Raw genomic sequence first — 14,167 nt, forward strand, 5'->3', positions numbered from 1 at the left:
AGGACGGTCGACGGCGACGCGAATGCACCGCAACATCCGTCCCCTACAGGCGAGGTCGCGAAGGCTTCAGTCGCGGCGAGCCAGAAAGTAGGCGCGGCGGGTGGCGACTTCGGCTTCGTAGTGAGTGCGCTCCATGTGCATCTCCACGGTGAACCCGGCCGCTTTCAGAAGTTCGGCGATGCTCGCGGGCTCGAAGAAGCGGAAGTCGATGTCCACTTCATGCCCCCACCACTCGTCCCGGTGCCAGACCTCCTCACCGATGTGGAAGGAGAGGAGGAGAAGCCCGGAGGGGCGCAGTACCCGCCCTGCCTCCTCGAAGGCGCGGTGCAGTTCGCCAGGGGCGAGGTGGACGATCGCGTAGAGGGCGACTGCCGAGCCGAACTCGCCGTCCTTGGCCGGAAGTTCCAGCAAATTACCTTCTCGGAACTCCACCTCTGCAAACCGTCGACGGCCGGCCTCGATCATGCCTGCCGACAGATCGACCCCGACCGTGCGCACGCCCTTCTCGGCCAGCCAGGCCGCCACATGCCCGGGGCCGCAGCCGAGGTCGGCGATCACGCTCCCTGGTTCCGTCTGTTCCACAAGGGACGCCAGGAGCGCCCGGTCAAGCGGCTTCCCCGCGAGCTCGTTGCCCAACCGGGCCGCGTACTCCTCGGCCACGGTGTCGTAGCTGCGGCGCACAGAGTTGTGATGGCCATGATCACTCATGCGAGCCAGCATGCCACGTGACCGCTGGGGACGCCCCTGTCCCGGCCGCCGGCCCGGCCACGGACACCGATATCGCGTCGACAGCTGCCACCAACGTCAGTCCCCGCTCGGCCGCCGGACCCGCCCGTTCGGGCCCAGACCGACGCATCGTCCGTGCACACCCGCGTGTGCTTCGAGAAAGGAAAGTTCAGGCGTCTTACGGTCTTCCAATGCGATCTGTCCCATGGTGGGTCCTGCTCTCGTCGGTATCCGCTCCCATCCTGCTGGTCGGTGGCTGGTCGATCTCAGCGGCGCTTCAGGGGGCAAGCTACGACCACGCCTCAAAAACGATCAGTGTCCTCGCGTCGAACGGCGCCAGGGGGTACTGGGTGATGACCTCAGCCCTGATCACTCTGGGCGCCTGCCACGTGATCACCGCCTGGGGCCTGTATCCCGCGGCGCCCCCGGGACGTATCGCGCTGGGCGGCGGCGGAGTTTCGGCGATGCTGCTGGCGCTGTTCCCGGCACCGAGCAGCGGAGGGTCGCTCAAACACGGCACGGTGGTGGCGGTCGCGTTCTGTCTTCTGGCGTTGTGGCCCGTCCTGGCCATGCGGCGCCGCGCAACCGGGCGCCGCCCGTCGGACCTGCCACGGGCAGCGAACGCTCCGTGGGGTCTGCGGCCCGGACCATCCTTCACGGCGACCGCATTGATGTGGCTCGGGGGTGCATGGTTCCTGCTCGCGCTGCTCGTGCACGACACCGCCGGGGCGGCTGAGCGGGTCCTGACATTCGCACAGTCGCTCTGGCCCCTCGTGGTGGTCGTCTCCTGCCTACGACAGTCCGATCACTACGACGAGCCGGCGTGAGGCACTGGCGGTGACCGACCAGTGCGTGTCAACGACGGGGGGTTCAGAGAGGCTGCGGTTCAGCGTCCGTTGACTGGGCGTATCCCAGGGCCCACTGCCCGGGGACGGTCTCGCAGATCGCGTCCAGGCCTGCTCGGGTCCGGCCCCGGACGTGCAGCCAGCTGTGAACGCCCAAGCCGTCCTGGCGCAGCAACTGCCCCGGGGCGGAGAACCAACGCACTGGCGAGTCCTCCGGGCCTGTCCACAACGGGTAGTCGGGGAGTGCGATCCGCCGGAAGTGTTCGGGCACCGCTCGGAGCAGGTTGGCCGGCAGCTCGCACGCGTTGTACAGCCGGCCTCCCCCGCCGAACAGCGCCTCGCTCAGTACGAGCTCGACGCAGGCCAGGGAGACCCGGTCCAAGAACGGCACCCAGCCGTGCCGCGTCTGGACGAACACCGGTGGATCGTCCTGATCAAGGTCGCGCAGGCGCACACCCCAGAAGGCGCAGCCCTCGTTCTCGCTGCGGAAGACGAGGACCCCGCCGCACTCGTCGTGCAAGAACATCTCGGCGGGCGGCAGCAGGGGATCCTGGTTGGCGATCAGGCCGGACCGCGCGCCGAGCAGCGTGTAGAACTCGCGCAGCGCGGCCGGCAGGGAGCAGCCGAGCGCCGCCTCGGCCCGGGCCAGTTCCGCTGCCGGTGTGCCGTCGTCCTCGGTCAGCGGCTCGTCCCAGGCAGCGGCGAAGCCGCGGACGAACGCCCATGCCCGCGCCCGGTTGGAGATTCCGCCGTCCAGAGCCAGAGCCTGAGCCACGTCGAACACGCCAGTCATGCCACGAACCGTAGAGGAAGCACACGCCGCATCACCCGATCCATCGTGATTCACCATGGATCCATGGAGCTCCCGAACGTGCGCATCAGCCTGCGCGTGGGCGCAAGTGATGAACTCACCGAACCGGTCAGGAAAGGAGCTATCGAACTGGCCTTCTCGGCCGCCGGTCTCAGCCGAGACGTCGCCTTCGAAGTGACCACCGCGGACTTCATGGCCCGGCTGGCCGGCCGCACCTGCCCGCGTGGAGCCGGTCCTGAAACCGGCACAACGCCGAGCAGGCGCTCGCCCATCCCGTACGGACTCGTGCTCAGCTCCTCACGCCTCGGTGAGTGAACCGTCCACGAGCAGGACGAGCTTGCCCGTGGTGCGGTCGGTCTCGCCCAGGGCATGAGCCTTGGCGGCGTCGGCGAGAAGGAAGACCTCCTCGACGTGAGCACGCAGACCACCGGACTCCACGAGGCCGGCGATGGCGTTCATGCCGGAGTGGTCGGCTTCCACCAGGAGAGTCTCCACCCGTACGCCGCGTTCGGCGGCCTTCGCCGCCTCGTCCGGGTCCGTGCCCGGCAGAAGGGATACGAGGACGCCGCCGGGGCGCAGGACTTCGAGGGAACGGATGCGGGTGTCGCCGGAGAGCGGGTCCAGTACGACGTCGATGTCCGGGGCAGCGTCCCGGAAGTCGGTGGTCCGGTAGTCGATGACCTCGTCGGCGCCGAGGGACCGGACGAAGTCGTGCTTGGGGGCGCTGGCGGTCCCGATGACGTACGCGCCGCGGGACTTGGCGATCTGGACGGCGAGATGGCCGACGCCACCGGCAGCGGCGTGGACGAGCACGCGCCGGCCCGCCGTCACCCCTGCCGTGTCGACAAGTGCCTGGTACGCCGTGAGTGCCGCGAGCGGGAGTGCGGCGGCCTGGATGTGGTCGATCCCGGCGGGCTTGCGGGCGAAGGCCCGGGCGGGTGCGGTCACGTACTCGGCGTGCGCCCCGACTCCGTACGGGTAGGGCAGCATGCCGAAGACCTCGTCGCCCGGCTTGAAGAGCGTGACTCCGTAGCCGACGGCCTCGACGACACCGGAGACATCCCAGCCGAGTACGAGCGGCAGGCGGTCCAGGAAGAGGCCGCCCGACCGGTGCTTCCAGTCGGTGGGGTTTACCCCGCTCGCCTTGACGGCGACCAGGATCTGGCTCGGGCCGGGCGCCGGCCTGGGGAGCTCGACCTCCTTGAGCACGTCAGGTGTTCCGTAGGTGTCCTGGCTGATGGCGCGCATGGTGTCTCGCATCGTGGCGTTGTTGGTCATGCTCACAGCTTCGCGGGCAGCCTTGACGCGTACCATGGCATGATTGCCATCTTTCGACAGGATCGTGCCATGTCACGTCTCGCTCACCGTGTAGTCGTTCTCGCCCTGGACGGGGTGTACCCCTTCGAGCTCGGCATTCCGAGTCGCGTCCTCGGCGCCGCCGATGACCGGTACGAGGTCCTGACCTGCTCGGTCGACGGTGGGCCTGTGCGGACCAACGCCGACTTCTCGGTCACCGTCGAGCACGGAGCGGAGGTCCTTCGCACCGCCGACACCGTCGTCATCCCGCCCTACGATCCGGCGCTCCTCACACGCGAGGTGCCGACGGAGATCCGGGAGGCGCTCGCCTCGATCCCCTCCGGAACCCGCATCGTGTCGATCTGCACGGGCGCCTTCCTGCTCGCGGCCGTCGGACTCCTGGACGGCCGGCCCGCCACGACCCATTGGGCGCTCGCGGCAGCCTTCCGCGCCTGGTTCCCACAGGTGGTGCTCGACCCGGACGTGCTCTTCGTCGACGACGGGAACGTGCTGACTTCGGCCGGGGCCGCCTCGGGGGTGGACGTCTGCCTGCACCTCGTACGCAAGGACCACGGCGCCGCCGTGGCCAACCAGGTGGCCCGTGCGTGTGTGGTCCCGCCGTGGCGGGACGGCGGGCAGGCCCAGTACATCGAACAGCCTGTGCCGGATGCCGTGGCCAACGGGACCTCGGCCACCAGGCAGTGGGCCCTGGAGAATCTGCAGGAGCCACTCACCCTGCGCGAGCTCGCCGACCACGCCCGGATGAGCCTGCGGACCTTCGCCCGCCGGTTCAGCGAAGAGGTCGGCATGAGCCCGGGGCGCTGGCTGATCCAGCAGAGGGTGGCCCACGCCCGCCATCTGCTGGAGTCCACCGATCTGGCCGTGGACGACATCGCGGGCCAGGTCGGTTTCGCGACCGGCACGTCGCTGCGCCAGCACCTGCACGCCTCCATTGGGGTCTCTCCGCTGGCCTATCGGCGTACTTTCCGCGGCGAGACGGCGGTGCCTGGCACCGCACCGGCGGGCACTCATGCCCCGGCCCTGGCCCTGGCCCTTGCCCCTACCTCTACCTCTGCTCCTGCCCCTGCCCCGGAAGCAGCGCCGCTCTGAGCCACTCGGCCTCTCACAACCCACGGTGACACTCAGAACCGCACCCTGGAGCGTCAGACCGGTGACTGACTCGGCGCTTTTCGCGTCAGCGGCGGACGCGGGCGATGAGCAGGGCCACGTCGTCGTGATCGCCGGGATGCCGCATCGAGTCCAGCAGGTGGTCGCAGGTGTCTTCGAGATTGCGGTGCGGGCCGTCGAGGAGGGCGAGGAGCGCGTCGAGACGGGTGTCGATGTCCTGGTCACGCGTTTCGACCAAACCGTCGGTGTAGAGGAGCAGTTGGTCACCGGGGTCCAGGTCGACCGTGGTGGTGCGGAAGGGGACACCGCCCACGCCCAGCGGGGCGCCGGTGGGCAGGTCGAGGAGTTCGGGCCTGTGTCCGGGCCGCATGCGGATGGGAGGCAGGTGTCCCGCGGTGGAGATGTGGCAGTGGGCGCTGTGGGGATCGTAGAGCGCGTAGATGCAGGTGGCGATGTAGGGATCGAGCCCGGCGGTGATCCTGTCGAGGTTGCGCAGCACGTCCGCGGGTGGCAGATCCAGACCGGCGAGTGTCTGGGTGGCGGTGCGAAGCCGTCCCATGGTGCTGGCGGCGTTGATGCCGCTGCCCATCACGTCGCCGACGACGAGCGCGGTCCTGTCACCGGTCAGAGGGAGGATGTCGTACCAGTCGCCGCCCACCTCTATGGCCGCACCGGCCGGCTGGTACCGGGAGGCGACCTCGAGGCCGTACAGGCACGTGGGGACCTCGGGCAGGAGGCTGCGCTGGAGGGTCAGTGCGGTGTCACGTTGCGCCTGATACCAGCGGGCGTTGTCGATGCATACGGCAGCACGGGCTGCGAGCTCGCCGGCCAGGGTGACGTCGTCTTCGGTGAAGGGCAGCGGGTTACGGGCGCGTACGAGGTCGAGGGCCCCGAGGACCTCCCCGCGGGCGATCAGCGGGACGGCCAAATAGGAGTGGACGCCCGCCTCGGCGAGGAGCTCGGCGGACCGGGCGTCGCGCGCGATGAGACGCAGGTCTGCCTTGGTCACGTGGGTGACCACTACGGGTCGGCGTGTGCTGACACATCGGGCGATCAGCCGTTCGGCGTCGTAGCGGGCGACTTCGCCCGGTGGATCCGCTGCTGAGACGGCGTCGGTGGGATAGGCGGCGGCAACGGCCAGCGCGCGGAACTCCGCCGGCCCGTCGGAACGGGACCGGTTGCGGTGTCCGCTCAGGACCGCTTCGAGAACGTCCACCGCGCCCATGTCGGCGAGCTCGGGGACGGCGACATCGGCCAGCTCCCGGGCGGTCTGAACCAGATCCAGCGTGGTGCCGATACGCACGGAGGCATCGGCGACGACGGTCAGGCGGTGCCTGGCACGTTCGGCGTCCAGAGCCGCACGGTGCCGGTCGGTCACGTCCACGGCGGAAACACCCACGCCCAGCACTTTCCCCGCAGAGTCCTCCAGCCGGTAGAAGGAGACCGACCAGGCGTGCTGGGTGTCGGGATCGTCGTGCGTTCGGCCGACGGTGTCCTGGTCCACCAGCGGAATACCGGTGGACAGGACCTGTCGCATCGCGGATTCGATCGCGTCAACGTCCAGGAACGGCAGGGCCTCCCGCACGCTGCGGCCGAGATGTTCCTTGGCGGGCAGGCCGTTGATACGTTCCAGGGCGGGGTTGACCATGACGTACCGCAGGTTCGTGTCCACGACGGCCAGACCGATCGGCGACTGGTCAACCAGCCGGACAGACAGTGCCAGGTCGCGTTCCACGCGCCGCAACGTCGCCTGATCAGTGGCGAGACCGAGGGCATACAGATCCCCGAGGTCATCCATCAGCCGCATATTGCGGAACTCCAGCAGCCGCGTACCACCGTCCTTGTGCAGTACGGGGAAGGTGCCCGCCCAGGTCCCTTCCCCGGCCATCACCTCGCCGAACAGCCGGAGCACGAGATCGGCGTGCTCATCGGCCACCATCAGCTGGACTGCGAGCTGACCGAGCGCCTCCTCGGCGGTGTATCCGATCAATGCCTGCGCCTGCGGACTCCAGAACACGATCCGGCCCTCGGCGTCCAGGACGATCGCCGCCACGCCGAGCACGTCCAGCAGCCCACCGGGAGGCGAGCCGCCCAGCTCCGCCCTTCCAGCAGGGCCCAGATCGGTCTGAAACCCGTCTGTAGCCATCGTCTGCCGCTCCTTCCGCCGCAGACAGGCCGGTGATCGCTCTCCCGCTGCAGACGCCGTGACCTCTCCCATACTCCCCCGCACCAGTCACCCCCGCAGCCCTCCGGCCCTAAATACTGGGCAATGCCTGGACCCGCGCCTGCTCGACGCCACGGGCTCCGGCATCCCTCTGACATCGCCAGCCTCGTGGGCAACTCGTGAGAATCTCACGGAGTGGAACCAAATCATCACGCTACGCATCGGGGCGCACCTCTTCGATCGGACAACACCGGACCGCACGACTTGATAGGCAAGTCACCACTTGCCTATGGTGTTGGTCATGGCGGACGATGTCTTCAAGGCGCTGGCCGACCCCACCCGCCGGCGCATCCTTGACGAGCTGGTGGAACGGGACGGCCAGACCCTGTTCGAGATTTGCACAAGGCTGGTGACCAAACACGGCCTGGGGCTGTCCCGCCAGGCGATCAGCCAGCATCTGGCCGTACTGGAATCCGCGGGTCTGGTCCTTTCGCGGCGCCAGGGCCGCTACAAGTTCCACGACCTGAACACCGAACCCCTTGAGCTCATCGTGACCCGATGGCTCAGGCCCGATACACCGGAGAGCACCCCATGAGGATTCACCTGAGCAGCGTATTCGTCGACGACCAGGACAAAGCCCTGCGCTTCTACACCGACGTGATGGGCTTCGTGACGAAGCACGACGTCCCGCTGGGTACGGACCGGTGGCTGACCGTGGTCTCGCCGGAAGATCCCGACGGTACCGAACTGCTCCTTGAGCCCTCCGGCCATCCCGCGGTGAAGCCGTACAAGACGGCGCTGGTCGAGGACGGCATCCCGGCCACGTCCTTCGCCGTGGACGACGTACATGCGGAATGCGACCGGCTGCGCGAGCTCGGGGTGCACTTCACCCAGGAGCCGCTGACGATGGGCCCGATCACCACGGCGGTACTGGACGACACCTGCGGCAACCTGATCCAGATCGTGCACAGCGAGTAGGAGCGTCCACGACTTCGGGTTCAGGCTCATGCTCAGGCTCAGCTCAGGTCGAGTGCGGCGGAGTGCACTCGGCTCGTACGATCAAGAGCGGGATGGGGCTCGTAGCGCAGTGGTCGTCGCGCCTTCACCGCATGTGGGAGGACGCCGGTTCGAATCCGGCCGGCCCCATCCCTCCCCTGCATCGCGCACGCGCCGGACTTCCGGCCGCGTGAGTGCTCATGCCCCGTCAAATTCCTTGACCACTAAGGACCTTGGCGTGTTCGCGTCTGCGGCACGGCACTAGAGTGGGACGGTGAACTCTCTGCCGGAAGACCCGCAGTCGCTGATCAGTGAAGACGCTCGCGACACGGCCGTGCAGCGCCTTCAGGATGCGTATGCCGAAGGGCACATCTCACACGAGGAGATGGACGAAGGGCTCGGCCAGGCGCTCACCGCCAAGAAGCACAGCGAGCTCGTGTCGGTCCTGGCCTCGCTCCCGGAGGAGAAAGCGGTCACCACGTCCACGATTGCCGCCGCCAGTGGCCGGATCCAGCGGCGCGGCACATGGCGGGTACCGCGGAAGCTCAAGGTCGAGTCCGCATTCGGAAAGGTGTACCTCGACCTGTCCCGGGCAGTTTTCGAGCATCCGGAAGTCGACATCGAGCTACAACTCGGCACCGGCAAGGCCAAGATCACGGTGCCTCGCGACGCGATAGTCGACGTCAAGGATCTGCACACCGGGTGGAAGGACTCGCTCTACAAGACGCGGCGGAGCTCCCGCCCGCGTGGGCCGAGGATCCGGATCTCCGGAGCGATGGGGTTCGGGCAGCTGAAGATCCGCCACGCGCGGCGTTGAGGCAGCTGGTGTCGAGGCGGATGATGCAGACGCAGGGACCACGCATAAGGTGCCTGGATGATCGGGATACCAGAGGCGTTCTCGCGTAGCACCGTCGAGCGCGAGGGAGAGCCGGGAGCCATGTGGCTCGCCGAACTTCCGCGGATTGTGGACGATTTGCTGGGGCGCTGGGAGTGCGTTCAGGACGGAGATGTCCTGCATGGGGGCGTCGGAGTGATCGTCCCGGTGGTACGGCAGGGCACGGGGGCTGCTGTGCTGAAGGTGTCCTTTCCGCATCCCGGCAACGTGCACGAGCCGGACGCATTCGCGGCATGGGGCGGGCGCGGAGCCGTCCTGCTTCTTGAGCGAGAAGACAAGCGCTTCGCGATGCTTCTGGAGCGGGTGCAGGCATCGACGCTGGCGGAGCTCGACGACGCCGACGAGGTGGTGACGGTCGCCGGGCGGATCAGCCGTCAGCTGGCGATCCCCGCGCCACCGGATCTGCCACGGCTGCGGGAACAGGCCGACGCCTGGGAGGAACAACTACGCAAGGATGCGAAGGAGTTGCCTCACACGCTTTCGCCCTATGTCGTGGACGCGGCAGCGGCGACCATTCGTGAACTGGCCCGGGTCCAGCCGGACACCCTCATCCACGGCGACCTCCACGCCGGAAACATCCTCCGTGCCGACCGTGAACCATGGCTGGCGGTCGACCCCAAGGGTACGCGGGAGACCCCGCCTACGACGGCGGCACGCTGTTGAAGTCACGCGCGGTGTCGCTTCTCGAAGCGGACGACCTGCGAGCAGCGGTCCATCACACTCTGGACGTCTTCGTCGACGCTGCGGAACTCGACCGCGAACGCGTCCAGCGGTGGACGCAGCTCCATGCCGTCCAGGCTGCGTTCTGGGGACGCCGTCATGGATTCCGCAGGGCCCGCAGGGGGCAACAACTCGACCGGCTCACCGAGTTCGCGGATCATCTTGCGTCGCTGCTCACAGAGGGCACCTGAACCGAGCACTCGGAGTTCGGCCCTCCCCGTACGCCGCACTCCTGGCGCAGCGCCAACGCGCGCCGTACACGCCCAGACCCCCAGCCCCGCCGCAACAAGGAGTGACGTAGGACATGGCACGTGCAGCAGCGATCCGGTGGACCGCGTGGATCGCAGGGGTGTTGGTCCTCGGACTCCTTGCGGCCTGGATCTGGTGGCGGGAGAGCGACACGGCGGCCCGCTGGCGATTCGAGGAGGCCATGGCCACCTACTGCGGGGGTGTGCTGGCCCACGAGAGAAGCTCGCTGTTCGAGGGACTGTGGCCCGGCCTGGAGCTGCGGAACGATCTTGTACTCGGCCCGGACGCGCACGCCTGCCTGGTGGGTGATCACCAACGAGAGGTGACCGTGGCCCTCCTTCGCTCCGAGGAGCACGGTGGCCAGGACCTGGAGGAGCTCCTGCCGCCCTTCACAGGCCGTCGGTTGCCGGTGCCGTTGACCGGAGGCTGGCGCGGCGCTGCCGACGGCGACTCGGTCCGGGTACTGGTCGGTTGCCAGGGAAGCGATGACCTCGTCTCCGTGACCATCGACTCGTACATTTCGACGACCCACTCCGAGACGGAGGAAGCCCGCCAGGAGCAGGCAGGCGGGTGGCTCGACGGGGATGTGTACTGGGCCCGGTTCGCTACCGCGACGGCCGTCAAGGCGGCGGATCGCTGGGGCTGCGCGACCGAAGGAGGCAAACCCCTGCGGTCCCTGCCCGCGGTCACCGGGCAGGAGCCGACCACGGGCGCGGACGGCACGTGCGCGGCGCTGCCCTTCGGCCGCGACCAGCGCCTGGACACCGTAGAAGAGACCACGGCCGGAGAGGAGAGCGCGGCCGAGGAAGAGACCACCGCAGGCGGATCCGGCCTGTACGAGGTGTGCAAGGTCGGGGCCTCGCACTACTTCGACGCACGCTACGTCTTCTCCGCACGCTTCGGCCCCTACGCCCTGCGCGCACGGGACGGCGATTCCAGGCGCGACAACGGCAGCCAGGCCGGGGCCCGGGACGGCACGATGTGGGCGAGTGCCCGCTGCCCCGGCGATTCCGAGCGGGCCCTGTTCACCGGGTACACGCCGGCCGAAGCAGCCACCGTGTGGCTACCCGGAGACAAGGGCAAGGAGACCTTCGGGCTGCCGGCTTTCCGGAAGTTCGCGGAGCGTTCGGCCACACGGCACGGATGCACGGACCTGCGCCTGCCGACGGCCGGGTGAGGCTACATCGGCGGGACAGGCTTGTAGGTGCCCCAGACCTGCCGCTCCCCCGGCCCCGATCCCGACCCCTGACGGGACGGCCCTTTCCGCCCGCGCGCACGGAGAGAACGGGGGACGAGCAGTCATCAGGCCAGCCGCGACTCCGCGTCGCCCGGTCCGCCCGGTCCGCCCGGTCCGCCCGAGGGCAGGAGCGCAAGCGGCAGCGGCCTGGAGTGCACGATGTGCAAACGGGAGACGGCGCGAGTGAGCGCCACGTACAAGCGGTTCAGGCCGCGGGCCTCGGCCTGGACGATGGCCGCGGGCTCGACCACGACGACGTGGTCGTACTCCAGTCCCTTGGCGGCGGAGGCCGGCACCACCGTGACGCGCGCCCCCAGGGTGTCCGGCGCGGATGCGGTGATCCCGGCTGCGGCCAGAGCCCCGTACAGACTCTGCGACTCGACGTCGGTCACGATGAGACCGATGGAACCCTCGTACTCCAGCGCGGTGTTCACCGCCGCGACGGTCGCCGCGGTCGTGTCCTCGGTGGCCTCGACACTCACCTCGCCGTCGCGGCGCAGGGAGCGGGACGGTGGTACGTCCACGTCGAGATGGTCCAGCAGGCGGTTGGCGAGTTCGGCGACCGCACCGGGAACGCGGAAGCCCGTGGTCAGCGGGGTGACGACGGCGTCAGGTCTGCCCATGTGGGCGAGGAGCCGAGGCCACTCGCGCGCGGCCCACGGGGTGGTGCCCTGAGCGAGGTCGCCCAGGACGGTGAGCGAGCCGAAAGGCGAACGTCGAGCGATGACGCGGCACTGCATCGGTGAAAGGTCCTGCGCCTCGTCGATCACGATGTGCCCGTAGCCGGCAGGGCGCTCGATCAAGCCGGCCAGTTCGTCGAGGAGTACGAGATCTGCAGCCGACCAGCGGGCCGATCTGTGGGTGCGCGGGGGTTCGGCCCACAGGAGGGCACGCTGCTCATCCGGGTCGAGGATGCCTTCGGCCGCGTCGGCGAGAAGGTGCGGGTGCGTGAGCAGGTCCGCGAGGATCTCCTCCGCGTGCACGGCGGGCCATACGGCGTTGATCCCAGTGGTGAGCGGCCGGGCCCGGGACACCTTCTGCACCCAGAGGTTGGTACGCGGACCGGCACGGCGCTCGGCCTGTTGCTGGATGCGGCGCACGATGCGCGTACCGACTCGGTCGCGTCCCACAGCGTACGGAGGTTCTTCGGCGCGCACGTCACGGACGGTCTGCTCCAGTTCGTCGGCGGAGATGCGCCAGCGATACGAACCGTCCGGCAGGGCAAAGGACTTCGACAGGTCCGGGCGCACACGTGCGTACAGGGCGCGGCGCAGGACTTCTGCCATGCGGATGTCGTGTTTGACGGCTGCCGCGTGCTCGCTGTCGTACGCCGTGACCGGGTGGGCGGCGATCTCGTCGTCGAGGGTGGACTGCCGCACGCCGGTCTCACCGAGGGCGGGCAGCACTTCGGAGATGTAGGAGAGGAAGGTGCGGTTGGGGCCGAGGATCAGCATCCCGCCGCGCTGGATGCGCTGCGGCCAGGTGTAGAGGATGTACGCGCGGCCCGGTGCAGCCCGACCGCGGTCTTGCCGGTGCCCGGGGCGCCCTGGACGCAGAACGTGGTGGCGAGGTCCTCCCGTACGAGGTGGTCCTGATCGGGCTGAATCGTGGCAGCGATATCGCGCATGGGCCCGATGCGAGGACGCTCGACCTCGACGGCGACGATGCTGCTCTCCCGTGTCTCGCCCGCGCCGAGATGCTCGTCCTCAAGGCTGGTCAGGTCGGCTGAGTCACCTCCGCTCCCGTATGACCAGCCGAAGCGGCGGCGGACCGCGACACCCTGCGGGTCACGGGGACCGGCCTGGTAGAAGGCCCGGGCGACGGGAGCACGCCAGTCGACGACGAGCGGCGGCGAGGACGGATGGGAGGTGATGCGCAGCCGACCGACGTGGTACTGCTGACCGGCGTGGTCGCCCGCCGCCTCGGAGGCGGAGGTGAAGTCGAGGCGCCCGAAGAACAACGGCCCTTCGGGCAACTCCCGGAGCTCTTTCGCCTGGGTACGCAACTGGCGGCCGAGGGCTTCGGCGTCCGCACCGGACGCGGCGACGTCCTCTCCGACAACCACCTGTTCCTGCGCACCGTCGATCATGGCGTCGAGCGCCGCGCGGCAGGCGTCGTGGCGAGAGCGTTCCCGGTCGAGGGCGTCACTGAGGACGGAGTCGGAGCGTGACATTGCCTCACAATAACGCAACTCAATCATTTTTTTAACTGGGTTACGTTACGAGTGTCTCGGCCTGTCAGCAGTGCAGCGTCGTGTGGCTCAATGCCCCCCCGAGAGACCGCACCGCACCGCCCACGCACACGGTGCCGCCGGCCCGCGACTCAGCCCAACAGCAAGGCTGCTTGTCCGCGTGCCTCGTCCAGCCACACCGCGCGTTCTTTCTCCGTCGAGCCCGTGACCGTACGGAAAACCGTCCGGCGTACATCCGTTACTCCTACGTACGGCAGGACGCACGCCGCCCAGACGCTTTGGAGCGGATCGCCGAACTCGCTCTCTTCACGGTCGGCCGGAGTGTCGGAGGTGTTCAGGACGAGTGCCCTGCCGGCCTTCAGGAGCCCAGCGGGCTCGCCCTCCGCCGTGCCGAGTTTGTACGCAACACCGGGGACGAGCACACGCTGGACCCAGCCTGTGAGGACAGCGGGCGGCATGCCCCACCAGTTCGGGTGGACGAACACCATGGCGTCGAGCGTGGCCACCTCTGCCCGGTGCTGCGCCACCTGCGAGTCCTGGGCGGGCGGCGCCGACTGGACCGTCCCCGTCTCGTCGGCGGACAGCACAGGGTCGAACCCTTCGGCGCAGAGGTCGTGCGCCAGTACCTGGCAGCCTCGGCCCCGCAACTCCTCCACAACGGCATCGGATACGGCGTGGTTGAAGCTTCCGGGCCTCGGATGTGCGAGGTACACCCCTATACGCATTATTCGTCCCCCAGTCGAAACGCACACGTCTTCATCATCTGCCGATCCTGTCGGACCCACTCATCAGCTCCGCACTCGGCACGTAGCCATTATCTGCGAACGGCTGCCCACGGAAGCCCCGCTGTGAGAAATACCCTTGCGCAGACAAGAATCCGGGGTGGTCCCCAGCCAAAAAGGCTGGGGA

12 protein-coding genes, 1 tRNA gene and 2 pseudogenes are annotated in these 14,167 nt (G+C 68.6%); 9 read left to right on the top strand and 6 right to left on the bottom strand.

Annotation, left to right across the window (positions count from 1 at the left end; all coding sequences use genetic code 11):
• Positions 1–66: 66 nt before the first annotated feature.
• Positions 67–708 carry a class I SAM-dependent methyltransferase gene (locus ACWGO0_RS17750; RefSeq protein WP_453535085.1) on the bottom strand — a complete coding sequence of 214 codons (642 nt, stop codon included), beginning with the start codon at positions 706–708 and terminating at the stop codon, positions 67–69.
• A 209-nt stretch (positions 709–917) separates the two neighbouring features.
• On the opposite strand from ACWGO0_RS17750, the gene ACWGO0_RS17755 reads away from it, so the two are divergent.
• Positions 918–1,553, top strand: coding sequence for a DUF998 domain-containing protein (locus ACWGO0_RS17755; protein WP_453535088.1), 636 nt, complete (start codon positions 918–920; stop codon positions 1,551–1,553).
• Between the two features lie 43 nt (positions 1,554–1,596).
• Here the strand turns inward: ACWGO0_RS17755 and ACWGO0_RS17760 are convergent, their stop codons facing one another.
• Complete coding sequence (locus ACWGO0_RS17760) at positions 1,597–2,364, bottom strand: SMI1/KNR4 family protein (RefSeq protein ID WP_453535091.1); 768 nt, start codon at positions 2,362–2,364, stop codon at positions 1,597–1,599.
• 63 nt (positions 2,365–2,427) lie between these two features.
• Between ACWGO0_RS17760 and ACWGO0_RS17765 the strand changes: the two genes are divergently transcribed.
• Positions 2,428–2,697 (top strand): hypothetical protein, encoded by a 270-nt coding sequence (locus ACWGO0_RS17765; RefSeq protein ID WP_453535134.1) that lies wholly within the window; start codon positions 2,428–2,430, stop codon positions 2,695–2,697.
• Here ACWGO0_RS17765 and ACWGO0_RS17770 read toward each other — a convergent pair.
• Positions 2,680–3,630: an NADP-dependent oxidoreductase gene (locus tag ACWGO0_RS17770; protein ID WP_453535128.1), complete on the bottom strand. Its 951-nt coding sequence runs from the start codon at positions 3,628–3,630 to the stop codon at positions 2,680–2,682. The genes ACWGO0_RS17765 and ACWGO0_RS17770 overlap by 18 nt on opposite strands.
• Positions 3,631–3,729: 99 nt before the next feature.
• Between ACWGO0_RS17770 and ACWGO0_RS17775 the strand changes: the two genes are divergently transcribed.
• Positions 3,730–4,788, top strand: coding sequence for a GlxA family transcriptional regulator (locus ACWGO0_RS17775; RefSeq protein WP_453535094.1), 1,059 nt, complete (start codon positions 3,730–3,732; stop codon positions 4,786–4,788).
• 85 nt (positions 4,789–4,873) lie between these two features.
• Here the strand turns inward: ACWGO0_RS17775 and ACWGO0_RS17780 are convergent, their stop codons facing one another.
• A complete protein-coding gene (locus tag ACWGO0_RS17780; protein WP_453535097.1) occupies positions 4,874–6,952 on the bottom strand; it encodes a SpoIIE family protein phosphatase in 2,079 nt (692 codons plus the stop codon).
• Positions 6,953–7,271: 319 nt separating this feature from the next.
• Here ACWGO0_RS17780 and ACWGO0_RS17785 point away from each other — a divergent pair, with 319 nt between their 5' ends.
• The 6 genes and pseudogenes from ACWGO0_RS17785 (at position 7,272) to ACWGO0_RS17810 (ending at position 11,007) form a co-directional block, all read left to right on the top strand.
• On the top strand, positions 7,272–7,565 hold the full coding sequence (locus tag ACWGO0_RS17785; RefSeq protein ID WP_453535099.1) for an ArsR/SmtB family transcription factor: 294 nt from the start codon (positions 7,272–7,274) through the stop codon (positions 7,563–7,565).
• Positions 7,562–7,948, top strand: a complete 387-nt coding sequence (locus tag ACWGO0_RS17790) for a VOC family protein (RefSeq protein WP_453535101.1) — start codon at positions 7,562–7,564, stop codon at positions 7,946–7,948. The genes ACWGO0_RS17785 and ACWGO0_RS17790 overlap by 4 nt, the downstream gene beginning before the upstream one ends.
• A gap of 94 nt (positions 7,949–8,042) precedes the next feature.
• A tRNA-Ala gene (locus tag ACWGO0_RS17795) sits at positions 8,043–8,116 on the top strand.
• Between the two features lie 124 nt (positions 8,117–8,240).
• On the top strand, positions 8,241–8,783 hold the full coding sequence (locus ACWGO0_RS17800; RefSeq protein WP_453535104.1) for a DUF1707 SHOCT-like domain-containing protein: 543 nt from the start codon (positions 8,241–8,243) through the stop codon (positions 8,781–8,783).
• A 57-nt stretch (positions 8,784–8,840) separates the two neighbouring features.
• A pseudogene (locus ACWGO0_RS17805) lies at positions 8,841–9,772 on the top strand (aminoglycoside phosphotransferase family protein).
• 113 nt (positions 9,773–9,885) lie between these two features.
• Complete coding sequence (locus tag ACWGO0_RS17810; protein ID WP_453535107.1) at positions 9,886–11,007, top strand: hypothetical protein; 1,122 nt, start codon at positions 9,886–9,888, stop codon at positions 11,005–11,007.
• A 125-nt stretch (positions 11,008–11,132) separates the two neighbouring features.
• On the opposite strand, the pseudogene ACWGO0_RS17815 reads toward ACWGO0_RS17810, so the two are convergent.
• Positions 11,133–13,240 (bottom strand): annotated as a pseudogene (locus tag ACWGO0_RS17815) (HelD family protein).
• 149 nt (positions 13,241–13,389) lie between these two features.
• Positions 13,390–13,983 carry an NAD(P)H-dependent oxidoreductase gene (locus ACWGO0_RS17820; protein WP_453535110.1) on the bottom strand — a complete coding sequence of 198 codons (594 nt, stop codon included), beginning with the start codon at positions 13,981–13,983 and terminating at the stop codon, positions 13,390–13,392.
• Positions 13,984–14,167: the final 184 nt, after the last annotated feature.

It is taken from the genome of Streptomyces sp. NPDC055749, assembly GCF_053617235.1.

Coding starts and splice junctions, on each gene's coding strand:
- ACWGO0_RS17750 (WP_453535085.1), bottom strand. CDS start 708: ATGAGTGATCATGGCCATCACAACTCTGTGCGCCGCAGCTACGACACC.
- ACWGO0_RS17755 (WP_453535088.1), top strand. CDS start 918: ATGCGATCTGTCCCATGGTGGGTCCTGCTCTCGTCGGTATCCGCTCCC.
- ACWGO0_RS17760 (WP_453535091.1), bottom strand. CDS start 2,364: ATGACTGGCGTGTTCGACGTGGCTCAGGCTCTGGCTCTGGACGGCGGA.
- ACWGO0_RS17765 (WP_453535134.1), top strand. CDS start 2,428: ATGGAGCTCCCGAACGTGCGCATCAGCCTGCGCGTGGGCGCAAGTGAT.
- ACWGO0_RS17770 (WP_453535128.1), bottom strand. CDS start 3,630: ATGCGCGCCATCAGCCAGGACACCTACGGAACACCTGACGTGCTCAAG.
- ACWGO0_RS17775 (WP_453535094.1), top strand. CDS start 3,730: ATGTCACGTCTCGCTCACCGTGTAGTCGTTCTCGCCCTGGACGGGGTG.
- ACWGO0_RS17780 (WP_453535097.1), bottom strand. CDS start 6,952: ATGGCTACAGACGGGTTTCAGACCGATCTGGGCCCTGCTGGAAGGGCG.
- ACWGO0_RS17785 (WP_453535099.1), top strand. CDS start 7,272: ATGGCGGACGATGTCTTCAAGGCGCTGGCCGACCCCACCCGCCGGCGC.
- ACWGO0_RS17790 (WP_453535101.1), top strand. CDS start 7,562: ATGAGGATTCACCTGAGCAGCGTATTCGTCGACGACCAGGACAAAGCC.
- ACWGO0_RS17810 (WP_453535107.1), top strand. CDS start 9,886: ATGGCACGTGCAGCAGCGATCCGGTGGACCGCGTGGATCGCAGGGGTG.
- ACWGO0_RS17820 (WP_453535110.1), bottom strand. CDS start 13,983: ATGCGTATAGGGGTGTACCTCGCACATCCGAGGCCCGGAAGCTTCAAC.